At 41.9% G+C, this 13,653-nt stretch carries 14 protein-coding genes; 12 read left to right on the top strand and 2 right to left on the bottom strand.

Annotated features, from left to right (window positions below):
* Positions 1-72 precede the first annotated feature (72 nt).
* The 12 genes from AAJG31_RS05100 (at position 73) to AAJG31_RS05045 (ending at position 12,323) form a co-directional block, all read left to right on the top strand.
* Positions 73-771, top strand: coding sequence for an amino acid racemase (locus AAJG31_RS05100; protein WP_279494596.1), 699 nt, complete (start codon positions 73-75; stop codon positions 769-771).
* A 1-nt stretch (position 772) separates the two neighbouring features.
* A complete protein-coding gene (locus tag AAJG31_RS05095; RefSeq protein ID WP_279494598.1) occupies positions 773-1,831 on the top strand; it encodes a P1 family peptidase in 1,059 nt (352 codons plus the stop codon).
* Positions 1,832-2,118: 287 nt separating this feature from the next.
* Complete coding sequence (locus AAJG31_RS05090) at positions 2,119-2,850, top strand: M15 family metallopeptidase (RefSeq protein WP_048390226.1); 732 nt, start codon at positions 2,119-2,121, stop codon at positions 2,848-2,850.
* Positions 2,847-3,641, top strand: coding sequence for a M55 family metallopeptidase (locus AAJG31_RS05085; protein ID WP_066037404.1), 795 nt, complete (start codon positions 2,847-2,849; stop codon positions 3,639-3,641). The genes AAJG31_RS05090 and AAJG31_RS05085 overlap by 4 nt, the downstream gene beginning before the upstream one ends.
* Before the next feature lie 303 nt (positions 3,642-3,944).
* Complete coding sequence (locus AAJG31_RS05080; RefSeq protein ID WP_341715399.1) at positions 3,945-5,768, top strand: peptide ABC transporter substrate-binding protein; 1,824 nt, start codon at positions 3,945-3,947, stop codon at positions 5,766-5,768.
* An 85-nt stretch (positions 5,769-5,853) separates the two neighbouring features.
* On the top strand, positions 5,854-6,795 hold the full coding sequence (locus AAJG31_RS05075) for an ABC transporter permease (protein ID WP_345803573.1): 942 nt from the start codon (positions 5,854-5,856) through the stop codon (positions 6,793-6,795).
* Positions 6,795-7,769 carry an ABC transporter permease gene (locus AAJG31_RS05070; protein WP_066037407.1) on the top strand — a complete coding sequence of 325 codons (975 nt, stop codon included), beginning with the start codon at positions 6,795-6,797 and terminating at the stop codon, positions 7,767-7,769. Before AAJG31_RS05075 ends, AAJG31_RS05070 begins: the two co-directional genes overlap by 1 nt.
* Complete coding sequence (locus tag AAJG31_RS05065) at positions 7,762-8,835, top strand: ABC transporter ATP-binding protein (protein WP_103117823.1); 1,074 nt, start codon at positions 7,762-7,764, stop codon at positions 8,833-8,835. The genes AAJG31_RS05070 and AAJG31_RS05065 overlap by 8 nt, the downstream gene beginning before the upstream one ends.
* Positions 8,828-9,775: an ATP-binding cassette domain-containing protein gene (locus tag AAJG31_RS05060; protein WP_279494605.1), complete on the top strand. Its 948-nt coding sequence runs from the start codon at positions 8,828-8,830 to the stop codon at positions 9,773-9,775. The genes AAJG31_RS05065 and AAJG31_RS05060 overlap by 8 nt, the downstream gene beginning before the upstream one ends.
* Positions 9,772-10,704, top strand: a complete 933-nt coding sequence (locus AAJG31_RS05055) for an LD-carboxypeptidase (protein WP_103117825.1) — start codon at positions 9,772-9,774, stop codon at positions 10,702-10,704. Before AAJG31_RS05060 ends, AAJG31_RS05055 begins: the two co-directional genes overlap by 4 nt.
* Positions 10,705-10,711: 7 nt before the next feature.
* Positions 10,712-11,524 carry a class A beta-lactamase-related serine hydrolase gene (locus tag AAJG31_RS05050; RefSeq protein WP_279494606.1) on the top strand — a complete coding sequence of 271 codons (813 nt, stop codon included), beginning with the start codon at positions 10,712-10,714 and terminating at the stop codon, positions 11,522-11,524.
* The gene (locus AAJG31_RS05045) at positions 11,493-12,323 is read left to right on the top strand and encodes an SH3 domain-containing C40 family peptidase (RefSeq protein WP_279494607.1); all 831 of its coding nucleotides are present in this window, start codon (positions 11,493-11,495) and stop codon (positions 12,321-12,323) included. The genes AAJG31_RS05050 and AAJG31_RS05045 overlap by 32 nt, the downstream gene beginning before the upstream one ends.
* Here the strand turns inward: AAJG31_RS05045 and AAJG31_RS05040 are convergent.
* Positions 12,320-12,736, bottom strand: a complete 417-nt coding sequence (locus AAJG31_RS05040; protein WP_103117827.1) for a hypothetical protein — start codon at positions 12,734-12,736, stop codon at positions 12,320-12,322. The genes AAJG31_RS05045 and AAJG31_RS05040 overlap by 4 nt on opposite strands.
* Positions 12,737-12,842: 106 nt before the next feature.
* Positions 12,843-13,601 (bottom strand): glucosaminidase domain-containing protein, encoded by a 759-nt coding sequence (locus tag AAJG31_RS05035; RefSeq protein WP_048390248.1) that lies wholly within the window; start codon positions 13,599-13,601, stop codon positions 12,843-12,845.
* Positions 13,602-13,653: the final 52 nt, after the last annotated feature.

Raw genomic sequence — 13,653 nt, 5'->3', positions numbered from 1 at the left:
ATTATTTTTGGAAAATTCTCTTATTTTTGTGTGAGGGAGGCGTATAATAATAGAAAAAGGAGTGATGTAGACATGAAAACAATCGGCTTAATCGGTGGGATGAGCTGGGAGTCATCTGCTGAATATTACAGACTTATCAATGAACAGGTTAAACATAGGCTAGGGGGCCTACACTCTGCGAAATGTATTTTGTTTAGTGTAGATTTCCAGCAAATTGAGCATTTTCAAGCTAACCGGGAGTGGGACAAAGCAGGTGAGGTTCTAGCTCAAGCTGCACAAGCACTTGAGCGGGCAGGCGCAGACCTAGTCATCATTTGTACCAATACAATGCATAAGGTCATTGATGTTATCGAGTCTGCTATAACCATCCCTATTTTACATATTGCGGATGCCACAGCTAAGCAAATCAAAGAAGCGGGGTTACAGAAAATAGCGCTTCTTGGCACAAAGTACACAATGGAGCAAGCGTTTTATAAGGCAAGGATAGAAAGCTTTGCCATAGAGGTGATTGTGCCTGACAGCAACGACCGAATGGAAGTAAACCGAATTATTTACGATGAATTGTGTCTTGGTACCATTGTACCAGCATCTAAAAGGTACTATAGCCAAGTGATCGAGGAGCTTGTACATGCGGGGGCGCAAGGGGTAATTTTGGGCTGTACGGAAATCGGCTTACTGATTCAGCAGGAGGATGTCAGCATTCCCGTGTTTGATACAACGGCTATCCATGCACAGGCTGCTGTGTTAATGGCGATTCAGGAGGATGCATAATATGCAGGGAAAAGTAAGACAATTGGGCATTGAAATTGGTGTGTTACCAGTTGGTCAGAAAAACTGCATCACCGATGTAGAAGGAGTTCAAGTGGGGCATGTGACATTGGATGAGCCATTAGATCAGAATGGGGCCTATGCGTGTACAGGCGTTACAGCTATTTTACCGCATGGAGGCAATGTATTTCAGCAAAAGGTAACAGCGGCAAGCTATGTACTAAATGGCTTTGGGAAAACAACGGGACTTGTGCAAGTGAATGAACTAGGTGTACTGGAATCGCCCATTATGTTAACCAATACTTTTGGCGTACCCGCTGTGACACAAGGTACATTAAGCTATATGCTTGATAGGAATGAAGACATTGGACTGACAACAGGAACCATTAATCTCGTTGTGGGCGAGTGTAATGATAGTTATCTTAATTCGATTAGAGCTTGTTCAGTGACACCTGCGCATGCCATAGAAGCCATTCGCCAAGCCTCTACAAAGACGGCACAGGAAGGCGCTGTTGGTGCAGGAAAAGGGATGATGTGTTTCGGCTACAAAGGAGGAATTGGTTCTTCCTCTCGCATCGTCAAAGTAGAATCAAATGAAGTGAACTATACAGTAGGCTGCCTAGTTCTTAGTAACTTTGGACAAGACAGGGAGTTTTTAGCCGAGTATTACAAAGTCTCAACTATGCAAAACCAATCTACTCTATCACCAACAGATGGCTCCATTATCATTGTCCTTGCGACAGATGCCCCGCTAAGTAGTCGACAATTAACACGTGTCATTAAACGCTGTGGTATCGGTTTAGGACGGACAGGCAGTCATTTTTCACATGGTAGTGGCGATATTGTGATTGGCTTCACGACGGCACATTGTATTCCTCATACCGCTGATCAGCTTATTGAGACTAGAACTCAGCTTCGTGAGGATCATCCCATCATGAATCAACTGTTTACAGCCGCAGCGGAAGCGACAGAGGAAGCGATACTAAATTCATTATCCCAGGCACAGACAACAACTGGCCGCAATGGACATACAGTGCAAGCTTATTCCTTTCAACAGGCATAAAAGAAAAGGCTATTGAAACAGCAATTGTGTTTCAATGGCTTTTTTTAGGCCACCAAACAGGTTTCGTTAATTTTTTAGCATGAGCGAGCTATAAGATGAATAAAATTCTTAATTAGAGGATATAAGTGGTTTTTCGACCCGTCAATTGCTGGAATATGTATCATTGTAAGAATATATCCATTATTTTGTAATTATTCTTTTTTTATCTAGTCAATGGTAGAGAGATATGATAACATTCAACTTAAAAAACTGAATTATCTAACTATTTAAAGGAGGGTTCTGTTATTATGAACCTTTTTCAACCGATAGCACCCTCTCTAAATGGAAGCCCCTCGCCATCACCAGTTGTCTGTGAAAACAATGAGCCGCTTATCCAGCTTACAGGTGCTCATCCTAGGATATTTATGGAACCCATCTACTATCAGCAACAGATTTCTAATAGTTTACGAGTTATTCATGTAAGAGAAGGAGTCTATGAGCGTTTGCAACAGGTGTTAACATTATTACCTCAAGAGTATTGCTTATTACTTTATGATGGCTATCGTCCATTTCAAGTACAGCAGCATTTGTTTAGCCATTTTTCTCAGCAATTAGCAAAAAGGATGCCGCAGTTAACATCACAAGAGATTGTGCAGGCGACCAAAAAATATGTAGCATTTCCAAGTAAAGATGCAGCCCATTTAGCCCCCCATTTAACAGGGGGTGCCATCGATGTAACACTGGCTGATGTTCATGGTAAAGCCCTCGATCTTGGGACAGCGTTTGATGAAATGAATGAAAAATCCGCGACCCGTTATTTTGAACAACATACGCATGAAAATCCGCTTGCCTGTCAGTACCGACGTTTGCTGTATAACTGTATGACACTTGCTGGATTTACGAACTATGCGGAGGAATGGTGGCATTATGATTATGGCAATGTGGCATGGGCTAGACGTGTTCAAGCACAGGCAGCGCATTACGGAGCAGTACACGCAACAATTCAAAATCACCATGTAAAGGAGTTTCGATTTCTATGAAAGTTTATATTAGTGCAGATATTGAAGGGATTACAGGTACAACTTCGTGGAGTGAGACCGAGTTAAACGCACCTGATTATCAGTTTTTCCAAAGACAAATGACACGTGAAGTAGAAGCTGCCATTGAAGGAGCGATAGCGGGGGGCGCAACCGAAATTTTAGTAAAGGACGCACATGATTCAGCCCGCAATCTAGACATTTCCAATTTACCAATCAACTGTAAAGTTATCCGTGGCTGGACATACGACCCTATGTGTATGGTAGCGGGTCTCGATAAAAGCTTCGATCGTGCTATTTTTATCGGCTATCACAGCAAGGGTGGCAGTGAGCGTAACCCACTAGCCCATACACTTTGCACATACGCGGATGTCAAAATCAATGGCGAATATGCGAGTGAATTTCTGATCAATACCTATGCAGCAGCCTTACACGGTGTTCCTGTGTCCTTTGTGAGTGGGGATGTGGGGTTGACAGAAGAGATTCCAACCGTAAACGAACACATTGTCACATTTGCTACTAAGGAAGGAATCGGCAATGCGACGATTAGTGTCAGTCCACAACTAACTATCATGGAAACCAAGCGACTGGTAGAGTCTTCTATGAAGGTTCCTCGTACCGCATTACAGGTAACGTTGCCAGAACACTTTAGGGTAGAGCTTATTTATCGTGATCATACACGAGCCTATCGTAATTCATTTTATCCAAATGCCAAATTCAAACCGCATAATACCGTGGAGTTCATGACCCATGATTTTTATGAGGTGCTGCGTGTCCTGCAATTTTTAACATGATGGAAAGGTTTAGTGGGAGCTTTTACATCAAGTGAGGATTCTAATTCATGAAAGGTGAGAAGTGACCAAAAAAGTGGTGGACCCGCTCAAAAAGCAGTGGGACACGCTGTCTGAGTGGTTTGGTAGTTGATAGAACCGACAATTTAATCTCATAACTGTGACAATGAGTATGTACCGTTGTTCATTTCATCGATAGATGGTCAATTTAGACAGACCTAGCTTATGTTTGAATGATCCTATTGCAGATGCAATCCATCCTACCAATAGGATTTTCATTATAAAAAGATGACTAGGGGGATGCTTGTGAGAAAATATTGGTTGCTGTTCGTATGTCTGGTCGTATTATTTTGTGTAGCCTGTAATGACAAATCAGCGAGTGAAAAAGCATCGGAATATCGAGTGGTGTATTCAGGGGAAATTAAAACGTTAAATTATTTAAAGACGTCAGAAACAAATGAATTTGCGGTAGCTGCGAATATGGTGGATGGGCTCATTGAATATGACAACTATGGGGTGGTCCAGCCAGGATTAGCGAAAGAGTGGTCTGCGAATGAGGATGCTACGGTGTGGACATTCAAATTGCATGATGACGCAAAATGGGTGACACATGAGGGCAAGGAATATGCAGATGTTGTGGCACAAGACTTTGTGGATGGCTTACACTATGTGCTTGATGCTAAAAATGAATCGTCGACAGCTTGGATTGCGACGGTGGTGAAAAATGGGGAAGCCTTCTATAATGGCGAGATGAACGATTTCAAGGAAGTAGGCATAAAGGCGCTAGATGAACATACAGTAGAATATACTTTAGAGGCGCCGACACCTTATTTTCTTTCTATGTTGAATTATGTTTGTTTCTTCCCTGTGAATGGCAAATTCATTGCGGAAAAGGGAGAGGATTTTGGCACAACACGTGAAAACTTCCTCTATAACGGTGCCTATATTTTAGATAAATTTGAGCCACAAAATGAACGCGTTCTTGTGAAAAATGAAACGTACTGGGATAAAGACAAGGTGCTGATTGACCGTATTCGCTATAAATACAATAAAGAGGCGGCAACTGTGGCGCCTGAGCTGTTTTTACGTGGCGAAATCGATTCGGCTAGTATCCCGACCTCCATCATTGATGAATGGTTTAAAGATGAAAAGAAAAAATCTCAGGTTCGTCAAACACAAAATAACTTCTATACCTACTTTTATGCACTCAACTTCAACCCACAATTTGACGCACAATACGAGCCTGATAACTGGAAAATCGCCGTCAATAATAAAGATTTCCGCAAATCCTTATTCCATGCGCTTGACCGTGTCTCCGCGATGCTAACGGTTGAGCCATATAATCCAGCAGATTTGCTGAGCAATACCATTACACCGAAAAACTTTGTTGATGTGGAAGGAGTGGATTATACACAACTAGCACCCCTTACATCCATTTCCAATGAGGATTCCTTCAATAAAGAGCTGGCCCTAGAGTATAAAGAAAAAGCAAAAACAGCGTTAGCAGGTAAGGCCACATTCCCTGTAAAGGTTTTAATGCCTTATAACGCTGGTATGCCAGATTGGGCTAATCGCTCTCAAGTAGTCGAGCAGCAAATGGAAAAACTACTAGGGACAGATTATGTCGACATTATTGTAGAGGCTGGTCCATCCACAGGCTTCTTATCAGAGGTACGTCGTCCAGGTAAATTTGCACTCTTAGAGGCGAACTGGGGTCCTGACTTTGCAGATCCATCTACGTATACAGATCCTTTCACAGTAGATGGAACTTACAATAAACCAGAATTAGCAGAAGGCTATAAAGAGGCGAATGGTAAAACAACATATCAAAATCTTGTAGATCAAGCGAAAGAAACAATTGACACAGCCAAACGCTATGAGCTATTTGCGAAGGCAGAAGCGTTTTTAATTGAGGAAGCCTTTGTTATTCCATATTCAGTTGGTGGTAGTGGCTATATGGCATCTAAATTAAATCCATTCGAGGCGCAATATTCGCCATTTGGTGTAACGGCAGAGAAATTTAAAGGCCAGCAAGTGCTAGAAAAGCCAATGAGTAATGAAGAATTTAAAAAAGCGCTTTCTGAGTGGGAGCAAGAACGTGCGGAAGCACTAGCCAATGCTGAAAAGTAGTAGAATTTCGTAGATGAAAAGGAGATACCGAAAAGAATAGTCGGCATCTCCTTTCGTCTTTTTGACAAAGGAGGATGGCGCGATATTGCAGTATATAGGAAAACGACTCTTACAATCCGTTTTAACCCTTTTTATTATCATCACCATTGTCTTTTCATTATTACGGCTAATGCCAGAGGAAGGCTATTTAGGAGCGGCTGCTGATAAAATGTCACCTGCTCAGCAGGAAGTTTACTTAACAAGTCTCGGCTTGCGAGACCCAATCCTTGTCCAACTGGGGAATTTTTACAAGAATTTACTGCAGGGGGATTTGGGTAAGTCAGTGACTTATCGTACCGATGTCCCAGTAGTGACGATTATTGCAGATAAAATCACGTATTCTCTGCTCTTTGGTTTAGGAGCAGTCGCTATATCACTCCTGATTGGTGTGCCGCTAGGAATAATGATGGCCTATCGTAAGGGACGTTGGTTGGATCGACTTGGGACAGGCTATATCGTATTTGTTGTTGCAGTCCCTGCAGCGGTTTATTACTTAGTTATTCAAATGTATATTACAGAACTCTTTCAATTACCGATGCTGTTTGATGAATACAGGCCGATTACTTGGATTCTTCCACTTACGTCAATGGCATTGGCTCCAACTGCCTCCTACGCGATGTGGATGCGACGCTATATGGTGGATGAACTGAACAAGGACTATATTAAGCTGGCTAGGGCAAAGGGCGTAAAGGAGCGGACACTGATGTTCAAACATGTATTACGTAATGCCTTTATTCCCATGGCACAATATTTACCTGCAACAATTCTGTTTACGATTACAGGCTCGATTTATATAGAGTCGTTGTATTCCATTCCAGGGATGGGGGGCTTACTTGTGGATGCTATTCAGCGACAGGATAATACGATTGTTCAAGGCCTAGTGTTAGTGTTCTCTTCCCTTGGTATCATTGGCCTTATTTTAGGGGATATTGCCATGGCACTTGTCGACCCTCGTATTAAATTAGGCAAGGGAGGGGGTGTGCGTTAATGGGGATGTATACAGATGAAATCAATAATATTTCAAATAAATCACGTGAAACCTTATTTGAATTTGCCGAAGTGGACGCAAAACAGGCGGAGGAAACGGGCTATTCAAATTATTCTTATTGGCGATCTACATGGCAATCCTTTTTGAAAAATCGACTGGCCGTTTTTTTATTAGTTGGGGTGATCATCATTGTTGGCTTTACGATTCTACAGCCCTATTTACCCGCGCAAAAATCACCAACTGAAATTTACTTGGATGAACAAACAGGGATGCAGGCACGTAATATTGCACCTAGTGCAGAATTTTGGTTTGGCACGAATTCAATCGGTCAGGATTTATGGTCTCGTATTTGGGCGGGGACGAGAACCTCACTCTTTATTGGCTGTGTTGTCGCCTTAGTAGAGGCAGTGGTGGGCATTACAATTGGCACGCTATGGGGCTTTTCACGGAAATTAGAAGCGCCTATTACACAGCTTTATAATGTTGTCGATAATATCCCCACAACCATTGTGCTCATTTTAATGTCCTATATCTTACGGCCAAGTATTTCAACCATTATTATTGCCATGTGTATTACGGGATGGGTGGAAATGGCGAGGTTTATCCGCAATCAAATTGTTATTTTGCGTGACCGCGAATACAATCTAGCCTCGAAGTGCTTAGGCACACCTGATTATCGTATTATCCTAAAAAATCTATTACCTTATTTAATTTCTGTCATTATGCTCCGCATGAGCTTAGCGATACCCTTTGCAATTGGGGCCGAAGTCTTTTTGACGTATATTGGCTTAGGGCTTCCGATCAGTGAGCCATCCTTAGGAAATTTAATTAATGAAGGACGTGTCCTTATGATGTCACCAGATCTACGGTATCAGCTTATTTTCCCGAGTATTGTGCTAAGCGTTATTACGATCGCATTTTATATTATTGGTAATTCCTTTGCAGATGCAGCAGATCCGAAAAACCATGTATAAGGAGAGGAAGCGAGTGACAGTGAAAAAATCAAGCATATTAGGCATCCAAAATTTAGTGATTCAGTTTACGCTACGTGGTCGAATTTTAACAGCGATTCGCGGTATTTCACTCGACCTTTACAAGGGGGAGAGCTTAGCCATTGTGGGTGAATCAGGTTCGGGTAAATCCGTGCTGATGAAATCCATTATGGGCTTGCTCGATAAAAATGGTCGTATTAAGCAGGGGCAAATTATTTACAATGCACAGGATTTAGGAAAGTTCACAACAGAGCAAGAATGGCTAGGGATTCGTGGTAAGGAAATAGCGATGGTGACACAGGATCCGATGACATCGTTAAACCCGCTCAAAACCATTGGAAAGCAAATTGAAGAATGTGTGGTTATGCATCAAGGCTTAAGAGGTAAGGAAGCCTATGCAGAAACACTAAAACTGTTAACAGATGTCGGCATTACCGATGTGCAAAAGCGCTATAAACAATACCCGCATGAATTTTCAGGAGGGATGCGCCAACGTATCGTTATTGCGATTGCCATTGCATGTAAGCCGAATATTTTAATATGTGATGAGCCCACAACAGCTTTGGATGTAACCATTCAGGCACAAATTTTACAGCTCTTAAAAAGTCTTCAGCAAAAATACGGCTTAACAATCGTCTATATTACGCACGATTTAGGCGTAGTCGCAAAAGTGGCTGACCGTATTGCCGTGATGTACGCGGGCGATGTCATCGAAGTTGGGGAAACACATGAAATTTTCTTTCATAGTAAGCATCCTTATACGTGGGCGCTTATTTCCTCCTTACCACAGCTTGGCTCAAAAGGGGAACAATTGTATTCCATCAAGGGCACACCTCCGAATCTTTTTCAGGAAATAAAGGGAGATGCCTTTGCCCCACGAAATCCATATGCATTGAAAATTGACTTTATCGAGCGGCCTCCTTTTTTTCAGGTCAGTGATACCCACTATGCTCGTACATGGTTATTAGACCCACTTGCACCAAAGGTAGAGCCTCCAGCAGCCTTACAGGCATTTTTTGCAGAGGGGAGGCAGTATGCGAATGACTGATAAAGAGGTGCTTGTAGAAGTAAAAAATTTATCTGTTGTTTTTGGCAAAGGAAAAAATAAGTTTACAGCCATTGATGATGTCAGCTTTCAAATTTTTAAAGGCGAAACATTTGGCATTGTAGGTGAGTCAGGCTCAGGGAAGACAACGATTGGTCGAGCGATTATGCGCATCAATGAGGTCACAGAGGGACAAATTTTGTACCATGGCAAAAGTATTCAGGGGAAAATCCCTAAAGATTGGGATAGAGAAATTACGCAAAAAATCCAAATGATATTCCAGGACCCTATGGCATCTCTAAATGAACGAGCAAAAGTAGATTATATTGTCTCAGAGGGCTTATACCCTTCGAAAAAATATAAAGATGAGGCAGATCGACAACAAAAGGTGCGCGATGCGTTATTGAACGTTGGGCTACTTCCAGAGTTCTCAAGCCGCTTTCCGCATGAGTTTTCAGGAGGTCAACGCCAACGTATTGGCATTGCTCGTGCGTTAGTGATGGAGCCAGAGTTTATCATTGCAGATGAGCCAATATCCGCCTTAGACGTATCCATTCGAGCGCAAGTATTAAATTTATTAGCAAGCCTTCAACAGCGAAATCATTTAACGTATTTATTTATTGCCCATGATTTATCGATTGTCCGTTTTATTACGGATCGTACGGCGGTCATTTATAAGGGGAAGATTGTGGAGCTAGCGGAAACAGAAAAGCTTTTTGCTCATCCGCTGCATCCTTATACAAGGGCTTTATTATCAGCAGTACCAGAGCCGAATCCCTATAAGGAGCGGGAGAAAGTTGTAGAAGTGTATGATCCGTCACAGCATTGTTATGATGAAAATCCCCCCTCATTTGTTGAGATAGAGGAAGGTCATTTTATTTTAGCCAATGAAGAGGAACTTGCCCATTATCGTACTTCACTGAAAAGGGAGGAAAAGATATGATTTGTCCAAAGGCATTGAAAAAGGGTGACACAATTGGTCTTATTAGTGCTTCTGGAGCAACGCCACCCGAAAAGCTGCAACCTGCTATTGCTAGTATCGAAAAGCTAGGGCTCAATGTGGTCGTTGGGGAGACCTGTCACGCAAGACATGGCTATTTAGCAGGCACAGATGATTTACGGGTAGCAGATGTTCATCGTATGTTTGATGATCCAATGATTGATGGTATTTTTTGTATACGTGGGGGCTATGGTGCGACGAAAATTTTAGCCCAATTAGACTTTGACTTGATAAGTGCCAATCCAAAAGTATTTGCTGGCTATAGTGATGTGACCGCTCTACATATAGCTTTTAATCAGCTATGTGGCTTTGTAACCTATCATACGCCGATGCCATCCACAGAATTTATTAGACAGGAGATGGATGACTATACTTGGCAGTCGTTCATTCAGCTGATTATGGAGAATGAAAGAAAGGCGTATTACTTAAAAAATCCCTCTCACCAGCCCATGTCTACACTGGTTCCTGGGAGCGCTTCAGGTCAACTCATCGGTGGCAATTTAACATTAGTGACAGCTTCACTTGGCACACCCTATGAAATTGATACACGAGGTAAAATTCTGTTTTTAGAAGATATCGATGAAACGGAGCAACGGGTGGATCGTATGCTGACACAATTAAAACTGGCAGGAAAGCTAGATGACGTGGCAGGCATTTTATTGGGCGCTTGGACAAATTGCGAACCTGAAAATCCCGAAAAGCCAGCTCATAGCTTATCATTACAAACTATTTTTCAAGAAATTCTAGTGCCTTTAGGGAAGCCTATGATTGCAGATTTGGCATGTGGTCATTGTTTACCAACGATGTCGCTTCCTTTAGGAAGAAGCGTCAAGATGGATGCGGACAATCAGCGTATCCATGTAGTTGGATAGGTGGTCTATGGAGCAGAGAATTACTACACTTATTCAAGAATCGCCCTATAACGTACATTTGTTTATTAAAAATCTAACAACGAATCAGTTGCTCATCAGTCATCAGCTAGAGACTTCATTTTCAAGTGCAAGTTTAATCAAAGTGCCGATTCTGTTAGCCTTGCTCTCATATATAGAGAAAAACAAATTATCACTTAATTCTACGCTTACGATTTCACCAACTGATTGGGTGGATTTTAGTGTGATTAGTGAACAAAGACTTACACAAAGCACTTTCTATGATCTGCTATTGTGGATGATTATTACTAGCGATAATACAGCTACGAACGTCTTAATCGATGTAGTTGGCATGGAATATTTGAATGACTATTTTCAGCATATCGGTTTACAGGACACACTGCTACAGCGAAAAATGATGGATGTGGAGCGGCTAGCAAAGGGCATAGATAATCGCACATCAGCAAGGGATATGGCACATCTTTATACGCAAATCTATCAGCAAGAGCTTTTAACGCCTCCCTACAATAAACTAGTCATTGATATTTTAAGCCGTCAGCGTATACATGACTCCCTAAAGCGCTATCTAGTAGAGGATGTGAGGCTGGCACATAAAACAGGCGGACTGGATACAGTCGATCATGATGTGGGGATATTTTACACGAATGCAGTCGATTATAGTATGGGTGTTTTTATAACAAATGTAACGGACAATGATCAGGCACGCCAACTCATTGGTCGTCTATCAAAAGTTGTCTATGACCAGTTGGTGAAGCGGAAGGGGGAGAAGGATGAAGGCTATCGTTACAGCCATGATTGCTAGCTTGCATGCCATGCCAGATAAAGATTCTGAACTAGTCGATGAAGTGCTTTATGGGATGACCGTAGAGATCATCAGGGATGTCAATGACGCTTGGGTTTCTATTCAAACGGCCTATCGTTACGAGGGTTATTGTCAGAAGGCAGACTTACTGCAAGAGGAAGCACTAGCATCTACATGGCAACAAGATGCACAGTATGTAGTGTGTCAAAGCTTTGCAGATGTTTTGCAGCAGCCACGTATTCAAAGTACAAAGCTGCTAACGCTTGTAAGAGGTTCTTCCATTCGTGTTATGTCAGACGAAGCAGTACCTGAAGAATGGTCAGCTGTACTGCTAGTGTCAGGACAAATAGGGTATGTTCGAACAAAATGGCTACAACCAAAAATAACAGCACATTCATTATCGGAGCAGCAGTTCCGAGAAAATGTGGTGGACACAGCGCTCAGCTATTTAACGGTCCCTTATCGCTGGGGTGGCAAATCGCCACTAGGTATTGATTGCTCTGGTTTATGTTCAATGGCTTATATGTTAAACGGTGTCTATATTTATCGTGATGCCCGAATAGTAGAGGGCTTCCCTATCGTTAACATAGAGCAAGCCCGAATGCAGAAGGGTGATTTAATCTATTTTCCAGGTCATATTGCTCTATACATGGGTGATGATTTGTATGTCCATTCATCGTTAGGTGGTAATGAAGTAACGATTAATAGTCTAGATGCCAAACATCCCCTCTATCGACAGGATTTAGCCACGACTATACTAGCAGTAGGTACTTTATATAACTCACAGAAGACTAGTTAAGCTTTTTTAAAGGTCAGTCCCATCTTGAGAATGATAAACGTACTGAGATGGATCAGTGCTAACACGATAAACTGCCATAGCCCAATTAAAAATGTACTCATGCATAAATCAAACACTGCTTCACCTGGGGGCATATCTGGATAGGGCTCTAGTTGCCCATAATGCCACACAAAATAACAGGCGATAGAGGTGCCTTGTCCCACATAGACAAAGGTCCAATGGATAGAAGCTGCTACTCTTTGCCGACTACAACATAGTAAGAGGTTCGATAAAATAATAAGAGCGGGGAAAATAATAAGATAAAAGGAACCCTCTGCTATTTTTGTTGTGAAATATAGGTTGTAGCTAAGCTGAATCAATGGCAATAGCATAAGGTTAACGGCGAGAAGACTGAGCAATTGTGTACGCTTCACTGTGTTCCTATCCTTTCCGTATTTTTACACTAAGACGTTTAGACAAACGAATTAGTTTCATGAGAAAAAACGTCCATACTCCTTGATGAGTCATGGACGTTTTATGTTAATAATGATAAATATTAAGTTGCTGGCCTGCTTCAAGACGTTCTGTTCGAAGCTGATTCCACTGCTTAAGTGATGTCACCTTCACATTATAGGCTTCGGCAATCTTCATAAGTGAATCTCCATCAGCCACCGTGATGGTTTTCTTATCTTTTACAGGGCTATCATATTGCTGAAGGTCATATTTTGCGATCAATGTATTTAATTTTTCATTGTAAGCCGAATCAGTTGCATAGGAGCCTGTTAAAAACTTGGTCGCATCTGTATAGGTAGTTGTGTTGCTTTTGAAAACGCCCGCGTAAAAATCTTTATTCCATGACACGCCATTACGCATTAATTTTACATAATCCTGCATGGATGCTTCATAGGAAGGGTATTTGCGGAAGTCAGCCATGATGGTAGAAAGGTTGCCTGACCCATCATCCTCTGTGGTTTCGAGTGTGACGGAATTATTTTGGTAGCTGCCTTTCATTCCAAAAAGATTATAATTAGGGGCAGAGCCAAGTCCACTTTGCCCATGCTCACTTTCTAGAATCGCCTGAGCAATCATCACGGATGCATATAAGTCATTGTCAGCACCAAGATCTCGTGCGGTCTCTGCAATCTCACCGATAAACTCTTCCACACTTGGACGATCATCAATAACCACAGACTCTTCTCTTTCAGTCGTATTAAATAACTGTGTCACCATATAAAACGAAATACAAATAACAACAACGGCAATCATAAGTCCTTTAAAAAAGTTTAGCACGTATTTCATTGTAGCTGGATGTTGGTCGTGACCACATCTCCCTCCCTTCTATTAAAAGTTT

This window comes from Lysinibacillus sp. BS3, from assembly GCF_039614735.1.
Classification (GTDB): domain Bacteria; phylum Bacillota; class Bacilli; order Bacillales_A; family Planococcaceae; genus Lysinibacillus; species Lysinibacillus capsici.
The sequence above is the reverse complement of the archived record's forward strand: the minus strand, read 5'-3'. Positions and strand labels throughout refer to the sequence as shown.

What these genes read in the sequence shown, in the direction of transcription:
- AAJG31_RS05100 (WP_279494596.1), top strand. Translation starts at nt 73, where the DNA reads ATGAAAACAATCGGCTTAATCGGTGGGATGAGCTGGGAGTCATCTGCT.
- AAJG31_RS05095 (WP_279494598.1), top strand. Translation starts at nt 773, where the DNA reads ATGCAGGGAAAAGTAAGACAATTGGGCATTGAAATTGGTGTGTTACCA.
- AAJG31_RS05090 (WP_048390226.1), top strand. Translation starts at nt 2,119, where the DNA reads ATGAACCTTTTTCAACCGATAGCACCCTCTCTAAATGGAAGCCCCTCG.
- AAJG31_RS05085 (WP_066037404.1), top strand. Translation starts at nt 2,847, where the DNA reads ATGAAAGTTTATATTAGTGCAGATATTGAAGGGATTACAGGTACAACT.
- AAJG31_RS05070 (WP_066037407.1), top strand. Translation starts at nt 6,795, where the DNA reads ATGGGGATGTATACAGATGAAATCAATAATATTTCAAATAAATCACGT.
- AAJG31_RS05065 (WP_103117823.1), top strand. Translation starts at nt 7,762, where the DNA reads ATGTATAAGGAGAGGAAGCGAGTGACAGTGAAAAAATCAAGCATATTA.
- AAJG31_RS05060 (WP_279494605.1), top strand. Translation starts at nt 8,828, where the DNA reads ATGACTGATAAAGAGGTGCTTGTAGAAGTAAAAAATTTATCTGTTGTT.
- AAJG31_RS05055 (WP_103117825.1), top strand. Translation starts at nt 9,772, where the DNA reads ATGATTTGTCCAAAGGCATTGAAAAAGGGTGACACAATTGGTCTTATT.
- AAJG31_RS05050 (WP_279494606.1), top strand. Translation starts at nt 10,712, where the DNA reads ATGGAGCAGAGAATTACTACACTTATTCAAGAATCGCCCTATAACGTA.
- AAJG31_RS05045 (WP_279494607.1), top strand. Translation starts at nt 11,493, where the DNA reads ATGAAGGCTATCGTTACAGCCATGATTGCTAGCTTGCATGCCATGCCA.
- AAJG31_RS05035 (WP_048390248.1), bottom strand. Translation starts at nt 13,601, where the DNA reads ATGAAATACGTGCTAAACTTTTTTAAAGGACTTATGATTGCCGTTGTT.